The organism is Shewanella schlegeliana (assembly GCF_016765635.1).
Classification (GTDB): domain Bacteria; phylum Pseudomonadota; class Gammaproteobacteria; order Enterobacterales; family Shewanellaceae; genus Shewanella; species Shewanella schlegeliana.
The window spans coordinates 255908-275770 of sequence record NZ_JAESVD010000002.1 but is presented as its reverse complement, the minus strand read 5'-3'; the positions used below and the strand labels follow the sequence as shown (position 1 = coordinate 275770).

Below are 19863 nucleotides of genomic sequence, written 5' to 3'. Positions count from 1 at the left end.
TTATCACTAATTCTTTGCGGCCAAATCAATGGCTTTATTTAATGCGCAGACAAAACTACCGATATCGGCAGTGCCTGTACCTGCAAGCTCTAAGGCCGTACCATGGTCGACCGAGGTTCTTATATAGGGTAATCCTAGAGTGATATTGACAGAACTGCCAAATCCTCTAGATTTTAGTACTGGAAGCCCCTGGTCGTGGTACATGGCGAGTACGACGTCAGCATCTTCTAGGTATTTAGGTTGAAACAGGGTGTCGGCTGGTAGTGGGCCGACGATATCCATATCGAGTTCTCTCAGCTCGTTGAGTGCTGGGATGATGGTATCGATCTCCTCTGTGCCTAAGTGGCCATCCTCACCTGCGTGTGGGTTTAAACCGCACACGTAGATCCGCGGGGACTCGATAGCAAACTTGTCGACGAGATCCCTGTGTAGGATCTTGATGATTTGGTGTAGGCGATCACGAGTAATAGCTTTTGACACATACGCCAATGGGATATGCGTTGTCACAAGCGCAACCTGCAGACCTGGCGCCGCCAGCATCATCACTACATCTTGGCAATTTGCTTGATTGGCGAAAAATTCGGTGTGACCACTAAAAGGAATACCTGCCTGGTTGATAATGCCTTTATGAACCGGGCCTGTAACCACCGCATCGAATTCGCCAACCATGTTTTTCTCGCCGGCAAATCTTAATGTGTCAACGACATAACCACTGTTGGTTTCATTTAACTGACCACAAATCGCTTCAGCTTCAAGGGTAAAAGGCACGATAGTGAGTGTGCCGGCTTCTTGAGCCTTAGGAGGCTGATTGGGTTGATACGGACGCAGCTGAATAGAGAGCCCCAGCTTTTTGGCACGAGACAGTAACAGTTCAGGATCAGCACAAACAACTAGCTCAGCAGGCCAAGCCTGCTGAGCTAGTTGTATCACTAAATCTGGGCCAACACCCGCCGGTTCTCCCGGCGTGATGGCAATGCGTTTAGTCACAATAGTATTAACCTCGATTCGTTTCTGGCTCAAAAATATCGATAAATGCTTCTGAGCGCATCTCATCTAACCAGTTCTGTAACTCTTCATTAAATTTACGACGATAGATCAGCTGGTGAGCTCGATTGTTATTAAATTTATCGGTCGCGTCTGTTGTACGTTTCTCTTCTAATTGAACAATATGCCAACCGTGAGTTGAGCGGAATGGCTCACTATATTCACCGACTTTAAGGCTATTGAGCTCTTGCGCAAATGCAGGCACATAGATATTGGGATCTGCCCAGCCTAGTTCACCACCTTTAGCGGCAGAACCTGGATCTTCTGAGTACTGACGGGCTAAGTCTTCAAACTTGGTTTCACCAGATTTAACTTGAGCAAGGAATCTGTCCATCATGCTCTTAGCACGTTCTTCTGAAAGAATTGGCGATGGCTTAAGTAGAATATGGCGCGACTTAACCTCTTGAACTTCTTTAGTCTGTAACCCTCGAGCGTCCATAATCTTGATGATATGGAAGCCTGATGCGCTCTTAATTGGTCCTATGATATCACCCGTTTTAGCATCACCGACCACTTCAGCGAATAAAGTCGGCATTTCGTTGATGTTCATGTAGTCCCAAATACCACCCTCAAGCGCTTTAGGGCCTGAAGATGCTGCTATAGCGATGCTTCTAAAGTCATCACCATCTTTTAGACGCTTCATCACGGTTGCAGCTCGCTTGCTCGCCGCATCAAGCTGTTGACTATTGGCGTCGCTTGGTACATCAATCAAGATATGACCAAGCTGGAACTCAACATCCTTAAGTCCTTGTTCATTAATAAGCTTAACTAGGTTATTGATCTCTTGTGGCGACACTTGAATACGACGCTGAACCTGAATACGTTGGATCTCACCTAGAGTGATCTCTTCGCGAAGCTGCTCACGATACTGAGCAAACGTGGTGCCATCACTTTCGATTTCTGCTTTCATCTGCGCGACGGTCATCTTCTGTTCTTTAGCGATATTCTCGATAGTTTGGTCAAGTTGTAAGTCACCAATATGCAAACCAATTCTATCCGCCATCTGTAGCTGTAGACGGGTTAAAATCAATCGCTCAATAACCTGAGTGCGCAATGCTGTATCTGAAGGTAACTTTTGACCCGCATTGGCAGCATTCGCTTTGATGGTCTTAACCATTCCTTCGACTTCGCTTTCTAAAATGATCCCTTCATTTATCTGCACGGTTACACGGTCGAGTGGTACGGGCGCAGCTTGAATTGTCTGGCTCATTGCCAATGTAAAAAGAGCAAAAATCAATCGGTTACAGCGTTTCATCCACTAAAATCCTTGGCATTTATTGAGTGTCATCTGCGGCATCTGCATACCGCATTAATGATTCTTTAGTCCTGCTTTGACTGCATGTCGTCAGCTAGGTTCAGCATTTTTTTACGTTATTTGTTTGCTAATTCATCAAATAAAGTGGTTTACGGTAGTTAAATAGGCCGTCATCTAGCATATCAGACACCCCTAATGGGCCTGAACCACCGAGTCCTTTGATGACAAAGTTTAGGTAGATCCCACTTTCAAATAGCTCTCGAGTATCCTGTACTGGATTATCTTCGTCAATATAATTGGTTTTAATGCGGTAATGATAACTCAAACGCACTGCCCAGCAACATGATTCATATTGAAAACCTGTGTAGGTCTCTACCGCTCGGCTTTCATTTAGATCGTAATACCAGTTACCGACTAAATATAAATTGTCATTAATCGGCCAAGCGCCGCGAAAACCTAACTGCTTAATATCTACCGATTCATTGGTGTTAGTATTGAGTAGATCGGGTACATAGCGATAGCTCGCCTGTAGCAGTTTATTAGTGCCTGGACGATAGTCGACAGTAACTTCACTCTTCTTGTTTTCGCTCTCTTTAACGTCATATTGAATCGAGCCACTTAAGAACCAATCTGCATATAGCTGAGTCGTCAACTCTGCAGCAATCGCTGAGTTTGAGGTGTTCTCCTGCACAAAAGTATCGTTAGTGCCATTAATATCATTGATACCTACGCGGCTGTCTTCTAAATAGATAATTTGACCAAGGCTGAACTTAAAAACTTCATGGTTTTGTTCGTTAAACAGTCTGGTTGTCAAACCTAAGGTAAACTGGTTGGCATCGGCGATACGATCTAAACCAGAGAAACGACGATCTCTAAATAGGCCGTTATAATCTTCTTGCAACAGGGCGGTATCGTAAATTCCGATATCAGATTGATCCTCATAACCCACATAAAGGTATTGGAACTGTGGCTCTAATGTTTGGCGGTACTGACTATCGAAGTAATCCGTAAAACGCTCAAAGTTCACCTGACCATGAATACGCACTTCTGGCAGTGTACGGTTTACTCGGTCGCGAAGTTCTGAATCGGAAGGATCTTCGCTTACATCCTGCCAATAGTTAGTTTGCAGTAGTTTGACTTCACTGGTTAGCGAGCCTGCAGGGCCATGAATTGGGTAAGAGATGCTAGGCTCAAGGTGCACTCGAGTGGCAGCCGAATACTCTCTATCTTGATGTTCGAAATTAGTCGCTTCACTATAAAGCTTAAAGTCTAAGCCATGCCAATAGCTTGGTGCACGGTAGTTAAAGGTAACCTGCGGCATCACCTGATAAGGCTTTTCTTCCTCACCAAGCACCTTAATATCTTGTACTCGAGCACTGAAATCCCAGTTTTGCTCGAAGTAAGAGATCTCACCAATGCGGTTTAATTGGTTATCGGTTGCGCGCTGTACGTCAGAGTTCAAGTCATTAAAATAGTTGTTATCTGACACTTCGGTATAATTAGCCAGTACGCGCCAGTTTTTATTAATAGCGCCGCTGTGCTCCCAGTGATATAGGTAGCGGTCAGGGCTATTGGCCAACTTGTCATCATCGGCAAGGTATTCAAAGTTCAATTGACCTTGCTGATTTTCACCGGCTAAATATCTGAATTCGGTTTTGGTGTATAGACCACGCGCCGACATGTAGTTGGGGGTAAAAGTTAAGTCATATTCAGGTGCGATATTCCAATAATATGGGGTCGCGACCTCAACACCGTTGGTGGTACTGGTGCTAAATGTTGGAAATAGAAAGCCTGATTTACGCTTATCCGATACCGGAATTGTCATGTAAGGAACATACATAACCGGTACGCCGGCAATTTTAATTTTAGCGTCCCAAATTTCTCCCCACTCTTCGGTACTATCAATCTTAATGCGATCGGCTTCGAGCAACCAATCAGGATCTTTACCGGGGCAGGTGGTGAAGTTAGTGCCCGATAGCAGCAGGTTATTCTCTTTAGTGATCTCGAGTCTGTCGGCATCACCATGGATCTGCTGTCCTGTGAGCCAATATTGCGCACCACTTAAGATAGCGCTATTGCTGCGCATCTTGGCGACTAAGGAGTCGGCGGTAACGGTAAATATATCGTCTTGGAAAACTAAGTTACCATTGGCATGAAGCTCTTCCGATTCTTGGTTGAGAATAGCCTTATCAGCGGCGATGTTGCGGCCGCCTTGACTGAAGTTAACATCGCCAGTGAAGGTAGCTTCTTTACCCATCTGCGCCGAAGAGCGATCGGAGCTAATGTAGATCCGCGCTAAATCTTCAGGGCTATTTCCCTCGTAAAGCGGAACATAGGGCTTTACTGGTGGCTCAACAATACACTGTGAGCTTGTTTCGGCAACAGTTTCGGTTTCGTCTGCTAAGACTAATTGGGGAAGCAGGCACAAGGCCAAAAAATAACGGATCTGCATCTTAGGTCAATTAATTATGATTTCTTAGTCTGGACGGTGAAGAGAAGGAAGTTGACCCTTTCCTGGGCAACTCAGCCAAATAATTTTTTTCAAGTGCTTAGCTGTTTCCATTTTGTCGTTATAATAAAGCAATTTCTTCTTAAGAGCCATGAGGTGCCCTTGTCAGATCCTAGATTTCTTCAGTTAAATGCATGGCTAAACCAGTATTTTAATGCAAATGTATCGCCACAGCTAATATCTGGTGATGCAAGTTTCAGACGCTACTTTAGAGTTGTGGTAGATAACCTGTCTTATATTGTAGTCGATTCACCACCGAACCTTATCGATATTAGCCCATTTATTCAATTAGCTGACAGTTATTCGAAGCAGGGAATTGCCGTCCCCGAAGTGATCGCTAGCGATAAAGCACAAGGTTTTATGCTTTTAAGCGATCTCGGTGATGTGCAGTTGTTATCCGCACTCAATAAAGAGAATTTGCAGCAGTATTACTCTCAAGCACTGCTATTACTCAATGACATTGCAAAGGTCACTCATACTCAGGTGGGGGCTCTACCTCTGTATGACGCAGAATTTGTGGTGCGGGAGTTAACCATTTTTACCGAATGGTTAGCTGTGCACCATCTTGGCTTGACGCCAGAGCTAGTGCAAACTCACACCGAGGCTGCTTTTAAAGTATTAGTCGAAAATGCCTTGGCGCAGCCACAGGTTGGTATGCACCGTGACTACCATAGTCGTAATATCATGCTGCAAGACAAGCAACTTAAGGTGATTGATTTTCAAGATGCAGTTATTGGGCCTGTGACCTATGATGCGGTTTCGCTTCTGCGTGACTGCTACATTCGTTGGCCAGATAGTGAAGTCGATGCGTTGATGCAACAGCACTATCGCCAGTGCCTAGAGACTAAACAGATAGACTCAAGTGTCAGCTTTGAGCAATACCGTCGCTGGTTCGACTTGATGGGCATTCAGAGACATATAAAAGCGGCGGGCATTTTTGCTCGCCTCAATTACCGTGATGGAAAACCGGCTTATATGGCCGATATTCCGCTAACGCTTGAGTATATCCGTGATATTGCTGGCCGTTATAGTGAGCTTATGCCCTTGAGTCAGTGGATCGCTGAGGTGATCATTCCTGCAGTGAAGGCTAAGCATGATCTTGACAGTGAAGGACGTTAAATGAAGGTTATGATTCTAGCGGCGGGGCGTGGTGAACGCCTGAGACCATTAACAGATTCTCTGCCAAAGCCTTTGGTTGAGGTGTCGGGAAAACCTTTAATTGTTTATCACATAGAAAAGCTTGCTGCAGCGGGCTATAACGAGATAGTAATCAATCACGCTTGGCTAGGCCATAAGCTGGTTGAGACACTAGGTGATGGCAGTCAATGGCAAGTCAATATCCAATACAGTCAGGAAACCTCAGCTTTGGAGACTGGCGGTGGTATAAAGCAGGCATTAAGCCTGTTAGGTGATGAGCCGTTTTTGGTAATCAATGGCGATATCTTTATCGATGAACTGCCTGTCATCGCTACACTAGAATCGAATAAGCTGGCTCACCTCTGGCTTGTGGATAATCCGGTTCAGCATCCCAACGGAGATTTTGCGCTGCATGGCAGCCAAGTGTCAGATGTTGGCTCTGATAAGCTGACATTTTCGGGGATGGGGGTTTATCACCCCCAATTATTTAAAGGTACACCCGAAGGGGCATTTGCCTTGGCACCGCTTCTTCGTCAGGCCATGGCCGACGGCTTGGTATCGGGTAGTCATTATAATTGGTATTGGTGTGATGTTGGCACGATTGAGCGACTAGCACACATTGAAGAACGTGAAACGAATAAGGTTAGATAATGCGTATTTGGGGTAAGGTTTTCGGCTTCATCATTGGGTTTATGTTTGGTCGTTTAGCCGGTGCAATATTAGGGCTTTGGCTGGGTCACATGTATGATCGTAAGCTGAGTAAGAAGGCTGGCTTTAGCGGAGTAGGTAAGCGTCAGGCGCTGTTCTTTAATACCACATTTTCGGTGATGGGACATGTAGCTAAAGCATCTGGGCAAGTGACCCAAAACGATATCCGTATGGCAACCTCGCTGATGGACCAGCTTAATTTAAGCGGACAGGCAAGGGCCGATGCTCAGGCTGCGTTCAGAGAGGGTAAAGAGGCTGACTTTGATATCTATGCCTGCTTAAAAACCTTTAGGCTGATCTCCATGGGTCGTAAAGAGCTGCTACAGATGTTTTTGGAGATCCAAATTCAAACGGCGCTTGTCGATGCTGAGTTAGATCAAAAAGAACTTTCAATTCTCACTATCATCGCCAAAGAGCTAGGCTTTAGCCAAAAGCAGTTAGATGACTTACTTGCACGTTGGCAGGCTGAGTTTAATTTTCACCGCAATGGCGGCGCGGGTCAGCAAACTTCGGTTGAAGACGCTTATAAACTGCTGGGCGCGTCAGAGTCGATGTCAGATCAGGATATCAAGCGAGCCTATCGAAAGTTGATGAATGAACATCACCCCGATAAGTTGGTTGCTAAGGGCTTACCTGCTGAAATGATGGAAATTGCCAAGTCAAAAGCACAAGATATTCAAGCCGCTTATGATAGGGTAAAGAGTGATAGAGGCATGCGTTAACCACATATTAATGATAAGGCTATAGGGACATACTATGAAAAAATGCTTAGCTGTATTACTCGGGTCATTTTGTGCGCTACCAGCAATGGCGGAAGTTTATGTCGCACCGTTTGGTGGGTACAGCTTCGGTGCTAGCGAGTTTGATATCGCAAGCACTGAGTCTGAGGAAAAAGGCCAGGTAAAGATCGCCGAGTCGCAAAACTATGGCGTCATGCTTGGATTTACCACAAAAGATCCCGGTAATGTTTACCTGCTCTATAGCCATCAAGGCACAGATTTAAAAACCGGTGATAACTTCAGTCCTAACATCATTACCTCGATGGATGTGGACTACTTTCACGTGGGGGGCAGTCTCTACTTCCCGATGCAAAGTGTGAAGCCTTATGTTACCACCAGCCTAGGTTTAACCAATATGCGACCTGGCGGAGCTTATTCTAATGAGACGCGCTTCTCTATGGCAATCGGTGGCGGTATTGAATATCAGGCCACCGAGGCATTTTCATTGTTTGCCGAAGTGAAGGGGTATGCCACCTTTATCAATGCTGATAACGCCTTGTTCTGTGGTAATGATGGTTGTCTGTGGAATATTCAGTCGGACATCATGTGGCAGGGGCAAGCTAATATCGGTGCCAGTTTGAAGTTTTAAAAGGCCGTTTTATGAAAATTGTGGTACTCGATGGATATACGCTAAATCCAGGCGATCTTGATTGGCAAGCGTTAATAGCATTTGGAGAGTTGTGCGTTTATGAGCGCAGTGCTCCTGAAGAGCGGCTATCTCGTAGTCTGGACGCTGAGGTTATTTTTACTAATAAGACTCTGCTCGATGCTGCGACATTAAAGCAACTGCCTCAGCTTAAATATATCGGTATCCTCGCGACGGGAACCAATGTGGTGGATCTTGAGGCCGCGAAAGAGTTAGATATCGTGGTGACCAATGTGCCGGGTTATGGTCCCGATGCTGTTGCACAGATGGTCTTTGCCCATCTCCTTCATGCTACGCAGCAGGTGGCTTTGCATTCAGATGCAGTAAAGCGCGGAGTCTGGAGTGAGTCGCAAGATTTTTGTTTTACCCTCACGCCGTTGCAATCGTTAAAGGGAAAGAACTTAGGTTTAGTCGGTTTTGGTGATATAGGTAAAGTGGTTGCGCAAATTGGCCAAGCTTTTGGTATGAAGGTGCTGGTAAATACTCGTAACCCTCAAGCCAAACTACCACATGGCTGCTCCTGGGTTGATCGAGAGTCGCTATTTACTCAATCGGATATCGTTTCGCTGCACTGCCCATTAACTCCTGATACCGATAAATTGATCAATAGCGCAGTGCTTGAGAAGATGAAAAACTCTGCAATCTTGATAAACACCGCACGTGGAGGACTGATTGATGAGCAGGCCTTGGCTGATGCGCTTAATCGTGGGCAACTGGCCTTTGCTGGTGTCGATGTGTTATCAACTGAGCCGCCAGCGGCAGGTAACCCCTTGCTGAGTGCAAACAATATTAGTATCTCGCCCCATAATGCGTGGGCAACAATCGAAGCGAGGCAGAATCTACTCAATATCGCAATCGATAACCTTTCTAACTTCTTGCTGGGGCAGGTGAGTCATCAGGTGAACTAATGCTATGCGGTAAAGCATAAAACCTCTGCAGTTGGGTGACGTTCTGAGAACCTAAGCGTATAAAAGTAAAGCCTCAAACTTAATGCTAAACCTACTTAGCAAAGTTCGAGGCTTTTTCTTTTACTGATTTTATTTAACCGACTGATACCGATCGAATTATAGGATCACATTAATCTTGCTGGCGGCGTTTATCGCTTTGGTTACCGCGTTGTCGATACTGCTACCTCGAGCAAGCGTCACACCTAAGCGCCTCTTGCCGTCGATTTCAGGCTTGGCAAATAGTCGCAGTTGAGTATTCGCCTCTACTAGTGCTTCGGCGATGCCAGTGAATTGAATATTGCTTGATTTCCCTTCGGCTAAGATCACCGCCGATGCACTTGGTCCGTGCTGAGCGATATTACTAATCGGCAGGCCTAAGATGGCACGGACATGCAGAGCAAACTCCGATAGATCTTGGCTAATGAGGGTCACCATGCCGGTATCATGGGGACGAGGCGAGACCTCAGAGAAATAGACTTCATCACCTTTGATAAACAGCTCTACACCAAATAGACCATAGCCACCAAGCGCTTCAACGACTTTCTTACCTATCGCTTGTGATTTCGCTAGTACGATATCCGACATCGTCTGTGGCTGCCAAGATTCACGGTAATCCCCATCTTCCTGACGATGGCCGATAGCGTCACAGAAGTGAACACCGTTTACCGCACTGATAGTCAACAGAGTGATTTCATAGTCAAAGGCAATAAATCCTTCAACAATGACGCGACCTTTACCCGCACGGCCACCTTCTTGGGCATACTGCCAAGCAGACTCAATTTGTTCTTGGCTTCGAATAACGCTTTGACCTTTACCCGAAGAGCTCATCACAGGCTTAACTACGCAAGGTAGACCTATGGTCGCGACGGCATCATTGAACTCTTGCTGAGTATCGCAGAAAAAGTAGGGTGAAGTTGGAATGGCTAATGTTTCGGCCGCTAAGCGGCGTATGCCTTCTCTGTCCATCGTTAGCTGAGTGGCTTTAGCGGTTGGCACAATATTAATGCCCTTAGTCTCCATCTCAACTAGCGTTTGCGTGGCAATGGCTTCAAGCTCTGGGATCACTAAGTCAGGCTTTTCGAGTTCGATAAGCGACTTTAACACCTCGGCATCGAGCATGTTTATCACGTGAGAGCGGTGGGCAATTTGCATTGCGGGGGCATTCGGGTAGCGGTCCACCCCGATGACTTCGATACCATAGCGTTGAAGTTCGATTGCCACCTCTTTACCCAGTTCTCCACAGCCAAGCAACATGGCGCGCTTAGCATTTGCAGATAGAGCTGTACCTATCATTGTGTTTACCTTTTTAGATTGTAGGGAATAGTTATTGGTTGCTGGACTGATAAGGCTTTCAGCTGTGCAACATGTTGGAAGCCACTTTTTCTTACGACTTTTAGGCTGCCAACTTTTTTGGGCGTAGTGTAACGTGCCGCCTATTTGTCGAGGCTAGATTTAATGGCAACTGTGCGCAAGATCACTCAGCCTTGATAAATTTGTCATCGCTAATGTGCGGTTTTTAATCAAAAAAAATGGATTTATCGGCTTAATATTGCCAATATGTTGCTAGAATGTTCGCTAGGCTCGATTGCCGTAATAACGGTTGAAAAAGGAGTGCGCCGTGTTTTTAGATTATTTTGCGTTAGGAATTATTTTTTTCGTTGCGATTTTTCTCTTCTACGGAGTGATCGCAATCCATGATATTCCTTATGAAATCGCCAAAAAACGTAATCACCCACAGCAAGATGCTCTGCATATTGCTGGCTGGGTCAGCCTGTTTACCCTGCATGCTATTTGGCCATTTTTGTGGATCTGGGCAACCCTTTACCGTGAGGATCGTGGCTGGGGATTCCAAGAGGTGGTAGAGAAAGAGCAAGTGCTAGAAAGCGAGGTACAAGGATTGACTGAAAGCATCAGAAAATTGGAGCAAAGACTAGCGCAGATGGAAGCTTCTAATATCGAAGCTTCTCAAAAAGCAGCTTCTCAAACAAATAGCACGGAGGTGTAACATGGATTTACTACTCGTACTCACCTATACCGCCGTTTGTATCGCTATTTTTAAAATCTTTAAGATCCCACTGACTAAGTGGACAGTACCGACCGCAATATTAGGCGGTATCTTTATCGTTGGTGCTCTGATCTTATTGATGAACTATAACCACCCCTACACGCCATTTGCGAAAGAGTATTTTGTGACTACGCCGATTAACCCCGCTGTTAGAGGGGTTGTGGTGTCGGTGGAGGTTGAGCCTAATACGCCAATCAAGAAAGGCGATGTACTGTTTAGAATCGACCCAACCCCTTTCCAAGCGATAGTGAAACAAAAACGTGCCGCGCTAGTTGCGGCAGAGCTTGAAGTGCCGCAACTTGAAGCCGCGTGGGAAACGGCAAAGGCTGCAGTGACTCGAGCTACGGCCGATAGGGATAGAACCAAGTCGGCATTTGAGCGTTATGAGAAAGGACGTAAACGCGGCGGAGTTAATTCACCATTTACAGAGCTAGAACTAGATAATAAACGCCAGTTTTACTTTGCAGCAGAAGCCCAGCTGACGGCAGCAAATGCAGAAGAGTTAAGAGTGCGCTTAGCCTATGAGTCCAATGTTGATGGGGTAAACACTAAGGTTGCAGGCATTCAAGGTGAGCTAGAAAAGGCGCAATTCGACTTGGAGCAGACCGTGGTTAAGGCGCCTGCCGATGGTATGGTCACGCAGATGGCGCTGCGACCAGGTATTGTGGCTGTGCCTATGCCGTTAAGACCGCTACTGAGCTTTATTCCCGATGAAGAACGTGCCTTTGTCGGTGCGTTTTGGCAAAACTCTTTACTTAGATTAAAAGAGGGGGATGAAGCAGAGATTATCCTAGACGCTGCCCCTGGTCAGGTGTTCAAAGGCAAAGTGGCTAAAGTTCTGCCTGCAATGGCAGAAGGTGAGATTCAGTCATCGGGTTCACTGATCTCATCGCAACGAGTGATGAACCGCGGTCGTGCGTTAGTACTGATTAAACTTGAAGACCATGAGGTTAAAAAGGAGTTCCCTGCTGGTGTTTCGGGCCACGCCGCTATTTATACCGAGCACTTTGCCCATGTCTCTATCATGCGTAAAGTCCTCTTAAGAATGCAGGGCTGGCTCAACTACCTATTCCATTAATCTGTTTGGAATTGTTGCGCTAAATTGTGGCTTATGCAGGTACAAATTGAGCCACAATTGATATAAGGGACCTCAGTGTCCCTTTTCTTTTCGGGAAAGCTCTCCCCCTGCTGCTTGTCGAGCTTTACTTAAGGAGTTACATGCAAGATATTCAAGATCTCACCGCAGTGCTGCGCTCAAATACACCGATTATCGTCATAGAGACCTATGAGGAATATCGAGTGATAGAGCTGCTCAGGAAAGTCTCTAATATCCTTTATCAGCCGTTATTTAGCTGGAGTATTACTCAGGGCTTAATGCGAGTCGACGGTGGTATGGGGCGGCAAAAGTTCAATTGTGAACCCGGTGATATCCTTGGGCAGATTAAGTCGACAACGCAGCAGGGGATCTATGTATTGTGCGACTTTCATCCCTTCGTAGAGAATGCGCCGAAAAATGTACGCTTACTGAAAGAGATCGCCCTTGAATATGAAGCGCTGAAACATACAGTCGTGCTTGTGAGTCATGAGTTTGCAATCCCCCCTGAAATTAAACGCTATTGTGCTCACTTTAGGCTATCGCTACCCAATACCGCTCAGCTGATGAACCTTGTCTATGAGCAGATCGATAAGGTGCGCAGTCAAGGTGTAATGCTCAATGTCGATGACAGTGCGGTGGTAAAACTTGCTGAAAATCTGCGAGGAGTCACTTTTGATGATGCCAGACGTCTTGCCCATAAGGCGATAGTCGATGATGGTGCCGTTACTCACTCGGATGTGGACAGTATTAACCGCGGCAAGTTTGACCTACTCGATATGCAAGGCGTGTTGCACTTTGAGTATGACACCAGTGATTTCTCTCAAGTGGCGGGTTTGCATAACCTAAAGCAGTGGTTGAGTCATAGAGCACCTTCATCACAGACACAGTTGCTTGAGGATAAACCGAAAGGGATCTTATTGCTCGGTGTGCAGGGCAGTGGTAAGAGTTTAGCTGCCAAGGCCGTTGCTGGAATGTGGCACAGACCACTGCTAAAGATGGATATGTCAGCGCTTTATAATAAATACATAGGTGAAACCGAGAAGAACCTACATAAGGCGTTGGAGCTTGCCGACCTTATGTCGCCTTGTGTGTTGTGGATAGATGAAATAGAAAAGGGGTTAAGCAGCGGCAGTAGTGACGATGGCACCTCTAAGCGCATTTTAGGAACCATGTTAACTTGGATGGCAGAGCGTCAATCTGACGTGTTTTTGGTGGCAACGGCCAACGATATCAGTGCGCTTCCGCCTGAGTTGATGCGAAAGGGACGAATGGATGAAATCTTTTTTGTCGACCTGCCTGATGCTGAAATTCGACAGGCTATCTTCCTCATTCATCTCCAGCGGCGTCAGCTTGAGCCGATGCAGTTTGATTTAGCCCAACTTGCTAAGGTGAGCCAGGGCTTCTCTGGCGCAGAGATTGAGCAGGCGGTGATCTCTGCTATCTATACGGCTAAAGCATCGGAGAGAGAAGTGGAGCAGTATGCTTTAGTTGAAGAGCTGATGAAGACACGTCCTCTGTCAGTCGTGATGCGGGAGAAGCTGCAAGCCTTGAGGCTGTGGGCCGAGGGGCGCACGGTTAATGCTCATCAATAGTAGGCAAAGCTCGAGTGATGGTGTTTTCTACAGGAATTTAGTGATGAACCGAACGCGTGGTGTTCGGTTCATTATGGTTACTTCTCTGTTTTAGGGGGAAACTGTGCGAGGATTTTGGCCACCGTTGCTTTAGTTTCTTCCGCCTTGGCTTCTCCGCCATCATCGAAATTGAACTTATCTGTGCCGCGCCAGATCAGCTGGTTGGTTTTAGGATCGATTATATCAATCTGTATGGTTTGTATCTTTGCAGTATTGCTGCCAACTGGCACATCCACGCTAGTGCCGATACTTGCGCCGCCAGAACTACCCCAAGTGCCTGTTCCCAATCCAATTGAAAAGCCTGAATCCTTGGGCTTATCTTCAACCTTAAAACCGTAGGCCACACTAAAGTCAGCTTCCTTAGCTTGGGGGGTAAAGCCTTGACTAGTCAGTGAGCTGGCTATCGCTTGCTGAATTCTACTGGCGCTCAACGGGTCGCTATTCTCGCTAGGCGCTAGCTGTGAGAAGCTCTTTAAACGGGAAAAATCATAATTGAGATCATAATCATTTTTAGGGGTAGAGCTACATGCTACGAGTAAAAAGAGCGGAATCATTAACAGTGAACATAGGTAACTTGGTCTTTTTCTTTGCATCATTGAGTGACCTCTAATAAGGGGCAAGCGGTTAAACATTTTATTAATGCTAAAACAGGGACTTTAATGACTGTATTTATTTTAGCCATTCATTGTCAAGATAGTATATGGTTAAGGTATGGAGCAGTTAGAGTTTTTTGAGATCCCCAGCCCCTGTATTGGCGTATGCCAAAGTGATGCTAGAGGCTACTGTAAAGGGTGTTTGCGTAATCGAAACGAGCGCTTTAATTGGCTAGAGTTTTCAGATGCACAAAAATATGATGTGATTCGCTTATGCAAACAGCGCAAGCGAAGGCGTCAGCTTGCGCGACTAAAAGCTAAGAAAGCCCTGCTATTAGATGAAAGAGCCAGAGTCAATACTAGCCTGGACTTTGGTCAAAAGTCTACGATAGTGCCGGGTGACGATGTTGATGATTTTAAGCTTGATTAACCGCAGGCCAGAATAGGGTAAATTGGGTAAAGCCTGGGCGGCTTTGCAGACTCACCTCAGCATGATGCCTATCCATAATCCGCTTGATTATCGCTAAGCCGAGACCATGACCCTTATTGCCATTTTTACTGCTTGCGCTACGGTAGAATGGCTCAAAAATTTTACTCTGATCCTCTTCTAGAATCCCTTCACCATCATCGGTAACCGACAGGGTCACGCCATCACTGTCTTGTGAGATCTTAACGATAATATCGTCTATTGAAAATCGCTGTGCATTGGTGATGAGGTTTTGCAGCGCACGCTCTACTAGAGATGGCTCAGCAACTAAGTAAATAGTGTGCTCTGGCTCATCGAGAATGATGGGCGTAGGGTGATGGCTCTGTAACCGTCTGATGGTTTGCGCCACTAGACTATTTAAATCACAGCGCTCGAAGTTGAGCGACTCTCGCTGGGTCTCAAGACTGGCGTAGGTGAGCAGTTCTTGTAGAAGATTTTCCATCTCTTTTATATCGAGCTGCATCTCATCTAAGAAGCGTTGACGCTTAGTGACATCGGACTCTGGTTGGCAGTATTGAGGCAGCAAGGCTAAGGCAAATTTGAGTCGAGCCAGCGGAGTGCGTATTTCATGAGAAACGGCATTAGAGAGATGCTTTTGGTTTTCGATAAGCGCACTAATATGAGCGGCCATATCGTTAAAGGTGTTCGCTAGCGGCAATACCTGAGAACGTTTGGTTAACTGGATCCGAGTGTTCCAGTTGGCTTGGCCAAACTCTTTGGTAGCTTTACGCAAAATCTTAAGGTCTTTCGACAGTGGCCAAACCCAAATTAGCGCGATAAAAGCCAATAACAGATAGAAGAAAATATTGTAGATACTTCGCAAGCTAGCTGCAGGGTCGATTGCGATAGGTCCGGCCATTAACACTTGCTCACCCACAGCCACAAATTGAAGTTCGTGGTTGATGTCATAAGGGGTCGCAATCACTTTATCAGGACCGAAAAGCTGTTCGTTAGAAAATGCCACCTGGTCAGAATCGAGTAGAGTCAGGGGAAAGTCAGGGTCGGCTTTGATAGTGTCTAGCATCTCTTGGCGCTCAGCTGGTGGCAGAGTTGCTAATACTTGCGCCAAAGCGACTAAAGGTGCATCGAGTACACCTTTTTCGTCGACATTGTTTTGCCATAAATTATCGAGTGTCCAGCCAATGCCTAAAAAGCCAATGCTGAGCAGAAGATAGAGACTAAGAAAAAGACGCTTCATCTTTTATTAATGCGCAGGCCTAATTATTCCACGCTTCAGGTGCGAATAGATAACCTTGGCCCCATACGGTCTTAATCCTAAATGGTGTTTCAATATTATCGCCCAATTTCTTTCTTAGGCGAGAGATCCGCACATCGATCTTTCTATCTTTACCGTCAAAATCGATATTAAGCAGGTATTGGTAGATATATTGGCGACTCATGACTTGACCTGCCTGTGATGCTAGCAGCCAAAGTAACTCAAATTCATGGCTGGTTAGGTCAACTTCGGTATCACCTAAACGAATGGCCTGAGTATGTGGGTCTATGCTTAATTTGCCAAAGCTGAGGCAGTGTGATTCAACTTGTGCAGGTTTTGCTTGGCGACGAAGTAAGTTATTAATGCGCGCAACTAATAGAGCTGGATCAACAGGCTTAACGACATAATCATCGGCACCTAACTCTAAGCCCTTAATCTGGTCTTCATTTGAGCCTAGGGCGCTCATTAACAGGATAGGACCGGCAAAGTAGTCTGGTAGCTTTTCACATAGGGTCAAACCGTCCATACCTGGAAGCATAATATCTAGCAAGATAATGTCTGGTTTGTAGTTAATTAGGCGGGTCAGTACCGTATCGCCTCTACGCTCTACTTCAACGTGCATGCCATGTGATTTTAAGAAATCGACAATCAAATTGGCCAAACGAATATCATCTTCGACTAATAACACTCTATGCGTAGATTGAGAATTGGTCATTAGAATAAGCTCCATGGGTTGCGATATCGTCGCCTAACTTGAGGCGAAGAGGCTGGTGTAACTTTCAATTTTACACCTGCTAATGTTTCGTGGGTATCTTTGTCTATCATTACAAACTGAATATCTCGGTCTGAGCTAATATTGATGGTCAAAGAGTGAATATCTGGTGAAGGAGAACACCATTTTTTTAGGTTTTTGTAATCAGAAATAATACAGATTGTTTGTCCGGTTAACATTTCCCATTCTAAGGTGACTTCAATATCGCAGGACTGCGCATTCTCTGATGTGATACAGAGTTCTGGAGAAAGCCGAAGATCAGGTGCCGAGTCTTCAGTGCTATCAATTGCCGCAGCCGTCGCACTCATGAGTGAGCCCAAAAGCAAACACGAAAATATTAGTTTGAATTTTGAAAACACTCGAGTTAGAACCTATACGCTGCGCCTACAAAATAGGTGGTAGTGTAATCTTTATCGACAAGAGGACTGTCGACGATTTCGTCGGCAATATCAGTGTAACGAGCAACTAAGAGTAAATTCCAGTTTTCAGTGAGTACATACTGTCCCGTAAACTCTATGCTCTTATTCAATGCTGACTCCGCTTGATATTCTTGATTCTAGTAGAGGCTCTCACTCGGTCTTACACCGTAGTAGTAATCGACAACCTCTTTACTCTTCCAGTCTAATACGGCAGCAAATTCAAAATTCCATTTATCTAAAGGAATGTTGTAGAACCACTTCAATTTAGACTCAAGGCCGCCATGAACGTCTAAAATATCATGAGCGACGCTGGCATGCACTATACCAAATCGGGTGTAAATAAAAGCCTCGGCTCCGCCAAGATATGTAAAGTTTCGATTTTCCAATTCACCGATAACAGGTTCTGGTGCCATTCTGCTGCCGAACGTAGAGACAATAGGTGAAACGGCACGCTGATTGTTGCTACCACTTAATAGGAATATATTCGAAGGATCCCAACGATAGAAGAAGGCGCTGTCGTTACTAAAGGTAGTGACGAGGTTGACAGTGTAGTTCTCACCCTCTGCTAAGGTGTAACCAATATTGCCATTATCAAAGAACCAGCTATCACCATAGTAGGCGATGGTTGGTACTAGATAGAGCGGAATATCTTTGTAATCTTTGAGGGGGTTAGACTTATTGCCGTAGCCAAGAGTAAAGCCGAGATCCCACCGTCCGACTTCAATACAATCGGTGTTATTGTCACAGCTTGTCGGTATGCTCGCTGAGCTAGCCCCTGAATATAGGCTGATAGCAAATATAAGCGCTAATAAATATGGCATTAAAAAATTCGACTCAGGGTTACAAAATTAACAAATGAATCCATAGAGTATCATCTATTAGAAAAAGCAGCATGTTAGATAAGAAATTTGTTGCAAACTGATACAGGTTGTAAATTAACCAATTTTCACCCTTGTTTCATCTGCTAAATAAAGGAAGTGAAATATTCATGCTCATTAGGTATTGACATGTAAGGTGTTTTTTTGAAAGTTAACCTATTGGGGTAACGCTGAGTTGAAGGAGAATTCTGTGGCAGACTCGCATATACCACTGGATGTGGTGAAAACTAATTTGGTAGATATTGATATTCGTCACAGCTTGGATGCAGATATTAAAGGGATCTGTCAGCTATACAGTCAGCCTAGTTGTTACAGAGAGACACTACAACAGCCTTTTCCATCTCTGCAGTTGTGGCAGAAACGTTTGATGGATTTACCTGAAAACTTTTACAGCCTAGTGGCTATTAGGGATGGCGAGGTTGTAGGTCAAATAGGGATGGAAGTGTTTAGCAATCCGCGGCGAAAGCATGTGGCCAATATCGGTATGGCGGTACATGAGGCGTACCGTGGAATTGGTATTGCTTCGGCACTACTCGATACCATGGTGTCATTGGCGCAAAACTGGCTTGCGGTGAGGCGGATTGAGCTTGAGGTCTACACGGATAATCACTTAGCGATCAGTCTCTATAAAAAGCATGGCTTTGTGATTGAGGGAGAAATGCGTGAATATGCTTTCCGTGATGGCGAATATATCGACGCATTCCTGATGGCAAACGTTAGAGATTAACTGTTTTTCTCTGGTGTCTTGTCTAACACAAAGTCGATGGCTTGCTTATCTAGGCTGCGTTTAGACAGGTAACTGGTTCCTTTGCTGTGTTTGATTAAGAAACCTTGCTCTGTGGGGGTGATGCTGCTGACGTCTTGCCATAAAATCGTGCCTTGAACGTAGAATGAGTCGTTAGTGATCCCCGTCTCGTCTATGGTTAAGGTCACTTCGTTGTTAGCGGCTTTACTCATCATTTGGCGCATCAGCCACCACGGCTTTCTAAAATAGACACTTAGGGCTTCGAGGGCACCTAAGGCAATGATAAACCAAGAGGCGTAACCATTGATATTAGTTAGCATTAACGCTGTACCCACTATAGTGAAAATAATGGCCTTACGATATGCGCGTATGGATTTATCGACCATAACAGATTCATCATAGCACTCACTAAAATGGCTTCTATCTAATGTGTATTGTGTGGTGTAGCTATATTGTTCGTTCATTGGTTCTCATTATTACTGCAAGGGCTTACAAATGAATTTCACTATAAGTGCGGATTATAGTGCTTAGTTTGCTGTTAGTCGCTTAACTTGAGCTTAAATCGCTTTTATTAGCTTTTATAAATAAGGAGGGGATATGACTAAGATCCCAGCTGATTACGTTAATTATAAATCCACTCCGGTATTTGAAAAACATAATGTACCTAAAATGTTTCTTCATCTGCATAACACTAAGGCTGGCGTTTACGGCCAAATTCAGGTGTTGAGTGGAGCGCTTAAATTTTACGGCTTCAGAGATAGGCGAGGAGAGGTGGAGCAAGAGCTTATTATTAATACCGGTGATACTGGAATTTCGCCTCCTCAATATTGGCACAAAGTGGAATTACTCACTGATAATACCCAATTTAGAGTCGATTTTTGGGCGCAGCAGGACTCAGATATCGTCATTCAAAATCTATCAGAGCGTGATTGAAGC

At 45.2% G+C, this 19863-nt stretch carries 20 protein-coding genes and 1 pseudogene; 11 read left to right on the top strand and 10 right to left on the bottom strand.

Annotation, left to right across the window (positions count from 1 at the left end):
• Window positions 1-6: 6 nt before the first annotated feature.
• The 3 genes from pdxA to lptD form a co-directional block, all read right to left on the bottom strand.
• Entirely contained in the window at window positions 7-990 is a 984-nt protein-coding gene (gene pdxA / locus JMA39_RS04260; RefSeq protein ID WP_202720815.1) for a 4-hydroxythreonine-4-phosphate dehydrogenase PdxA, read from the bottom strand.
• Between the two features lie 4 nt (window positions 991-994).
• The gene (gene surA, locus JMA39_RS04255; RefSeq protein ID WP_202720585.1) at window positions 995-2299 is read right to left on the bottom strand and encodes a peptidylprolyl isomerase SurA; all 1305 of its coding nucleotides are present in this window, start codon (window positions 2297-2299) and stop codon (window positions 995-997) included.
• Between the two features lie 127 nt (window positions 2300-2426).
• Window positions 2427-4751, bottom strand: coding sequence for an LPS assembly protein LptD (gene lptD, locus JMA39_RS04250; protein WP_202720584.1), 2325 nt, complete (start codon window positions 4749-4751; stop codon window positions 2427-2429).
• A gap of 153 nt (window positions 4752-4904) precedes the next feature.
• On the opposite strand from lptD, the gene JMA39_RS04245 reads away from it, so the two are divergent.
• From JMA39_RS04245 to JMA39_RS04225, 5 genes are read left to right on the top strand one after another with little or no spacing between them, the layout of a single operon-like run.
• Window positions 4905-5927: an aminoglycoside phosphotransferase family protein gene (locus JMA39_RS04245; RefSeq protein ID WP_202720583.1), complete on the top strand. Its 1023-nt coding sequence runs from the start codon at window positions 4905-4907 to the stop codon at window positions 5925-5927.
• Window positions 5928-6596, top strand: a complete 669-nt coding sequence (murU, locus tag JMA39_RS04240) for an N-acetylmuramate alpha-1-phosphate uridylyltransferase MurU (RefSeq protein WP_202720582.1) — start codon at window positions 5928-5930, stop codon at window positions 6594-6596. It begins immediately after the preceding gene.
• Window positions 6596-7375, top strand: coding sequence for a co-chaperone DjlA (gene djlA, locus JMA39_RS04235; protein WP_202720581.1), 780 nt, complete (start codon window positions 6596-6598; stop codon window positions 7373-7375). Before murU ends, djlA begins: the two co-directional genes overlap by 1 nt.
• Before the next feature lie 34 nt (window positions 7376-7409).
• Window positions 7410-8021, top strand: a complete 612-nt coding sequence (locus JMA39_RS04230) for an outer membrane beta-barrel protein (RefSeq protein ID WP_202720580.1) — start codon at window positions 7410-7412, stop codon at window positions 8019-8021.
• Window positions 8022-8032: 11 nt separating this feature from the next.
• Entirely contained in the window at window positions 8033-8986 is a 954-nt protein-coding gene (locus tag JMA39_RS04225) for a D-2-hydroxyacid dehydrogenase (RefSeq protein ID WP_202720579.1), read from the top strand.
• A 156-nt stretch (window positions 8987-9142) separates the two neighbouring features.
• On the opposite strand, the gene purT is transcribed toward JMA39_RS04225, so the two are convergent.
• Complete coding sequence (purT, locus tag JMA39_RS04220; protein WP_202720578.1) at window positions 9143-10318, bottom strand: formate-dependent phosphoribosylglycinamide formyltransferase; 1176 nt, start codon at window positions 10316-10318, stop codon at window positions 9143-9145.
• Window positions 10319-10643: 325 nt separating this feature from the next.
• Here purT and JMA39_RS04215 point away from each other — a divergent pair, with 325 nt between their 5' ends.
• The 3 genes from JMA39_RS04215 to JMA39_RS04205 all read left to right on the top strand — a co-directional run bounded on the left by JMA39_RS04215 (window position 10644) and on the right by JMA39_RS04205 (window position 13778).
• The gene (locus JMA39_RS04215) at window positions 10644-11030 is read left to right on the top strand and encodes a DUF3302 domain-containing protein (protein ID WP_202720577.1); all 387 of its coding nucleotides are present in this window, start codon (window positions 10644-10646) and stop codon (window positions 11028-11030) included.
• A 1-nt stretch (window position 11031) separates the two neighbouring features.
• Window positions 11032-12168 (top strand): HlyD family secretion protein, encoded by a 1137-nt coding sequence (locus JMA39_RS04210; protein WP_202720576.1) that lies wholly within the window; start codon window positions 11032-11034, stop codon window positions 12166-12168.
• Between the two features lie 140 nt (window positions 12169-12308).
• Entirely contained in the window at window positions 12309-13778 is a 1470-nt protein-coding gene (locus tag JMA39_RS04205) for an AAA family ATPase (protein WP_202720575.1), read from the top strand.
• Window positions 13779-13855: 77 nt separating this feature from the next.
• Here the strand turns inward: JMA39_RS04205 and JMA39_RS04200 are convergent, their stop codons facing one another.
• On the bottom strand, window positions 13856-14413 hold the full coding sequence (locus JMA39_RS04200; protein ID WP_202720574.1) for a DUF4136 domain-containing protein: 558 nt from the start codon (window positions 14411-14413) through the stop codon (window positions 13856-13858).
• Between the two features lie 115 nt (window positions 14414-14528).
• Between JMA39_RS04200 and JMA39_RS04195 the strand changes: the two genes are divergently transcribed.
• Window positions 14529-14840 carry a DUF1289 domain-containing protein gene (locus JMA39_RS04195; protein WP_202720573.1) on the top strand — a complete coding sequence of 104 codons (312 nt, stop codon included), beginning with the start codon at window positions 14529-14531 and terminating at the stop codon, window positions 14838-14840.
• On the opposite strand, the gene JMA39_RS04190 is transcribed toward JMA39_RS04195, so the two are convergent.
• The 4 genes and pseudogenes from JMA39_RS04190 to JMA39_RS04175 all read right to left on the bottom strand — a co-directional run bounded on the left by JMA39_RS04190 (window position 14827) and on the right by JMA39_RS04175 (window position 18125).
• Complete coding sequence (locus JMA39_RS04190; RefSeq protein ID WP_202720572.1) at window positions 14827-16095, bottom strand: ATP-binding protein; 1269 nt, start codon at window positions 16093-16095, stop codon at window positions 14827-14829. The genes JMA39_RS04195 and JMA39_RS04190 overlap by 14 nt on opposite strands.
• A 19-nt stretch (window positions 16096-16114) precedes the next feature.
• Window positions 16115-16828 carry a response regulator gene (locus JMA39_RS04185; protein WP_202720571.1) on the bottom strand — a complete coding sequence of 238 codons (714 nt, stop codon included), beginning with the start codon at window positions 16826-16828 and terminating at the stop codon, window positions 16115-16117.
• Window positions 16828-17193, bottom strand: a complete 366-nt coding sequence (locus JMA39_RS04180) for a DUF3019 domain-containing protein (protein ID WP_202720570.1) — start codon at window positions 17191-17193, stop codon at window positions 16828-16830. The genes JMA39_RS04185 and JMA39_RS04180 overlap by 1 nt, the downstream gene beginning before the upstream one ends.
• A gap of 56 nt (window positions 17194-17249) precedes the next feature.
• Window positions 17250-18125 (bottom strand): annotated as a pseudogene (locus JMA39_RS04175) (MipA/OmpV family protein).
• A 247-nt stretch (window positions 18126-18372) separates the two neighbouring features.
• Between JMA39_RS04175 and JMA39_RS04170 the strand changes: the two are divergent.
• Window positions 18373-18909 carry a GNAT family N-acetyltransferase gene (locus JMA39_RS04170; RefSeq protein WP_244999877.1) on the top strand — a complete coding sequence of 179 codons (537 nt, stop codon included), beginning with the start codon at window positions 18373-18375 and terminating at the stop codon, window positions 18907-18909.
• Here the strand turns inward: JMA39_RS04170 and JMA39_RS04165 are convergent.
• Complete coding sequence (locus tag JMA39_RS04165; RefSeq protein ID WP_202720569.1) at window positions 18906-19391, bottom strand: YcxB family protein; 486 nt, start codon at window positions 19389-19391, stop codon at window positions 18906-18908. The two genes, JMA39_RS04170 and JMA39_RS04165, sit on opposite strands and share 4 nt — an antisense overlap.
• 133 nt (window positions 19392-19524) lie before the next feature.
• Here JMA39_RS04165 and JMA39_RS04160 point away from each other — a divergent pair, with 133 nt between their 5' ends.
• Window positions 19525-19860 carry a DUF1971 domain-containing protein gene (locus JMA39_RS04160; protein WP_202720568.1) on the top strand — a complete coding sequence of 112 codons (336 nt, stop codon included), beginning with the start codon at window positions 19525-19527 and terminating at the stop codon, window positions 19858-19860.
• Window positions 19861-19863 lie beyond the last annotated feature (3 nt).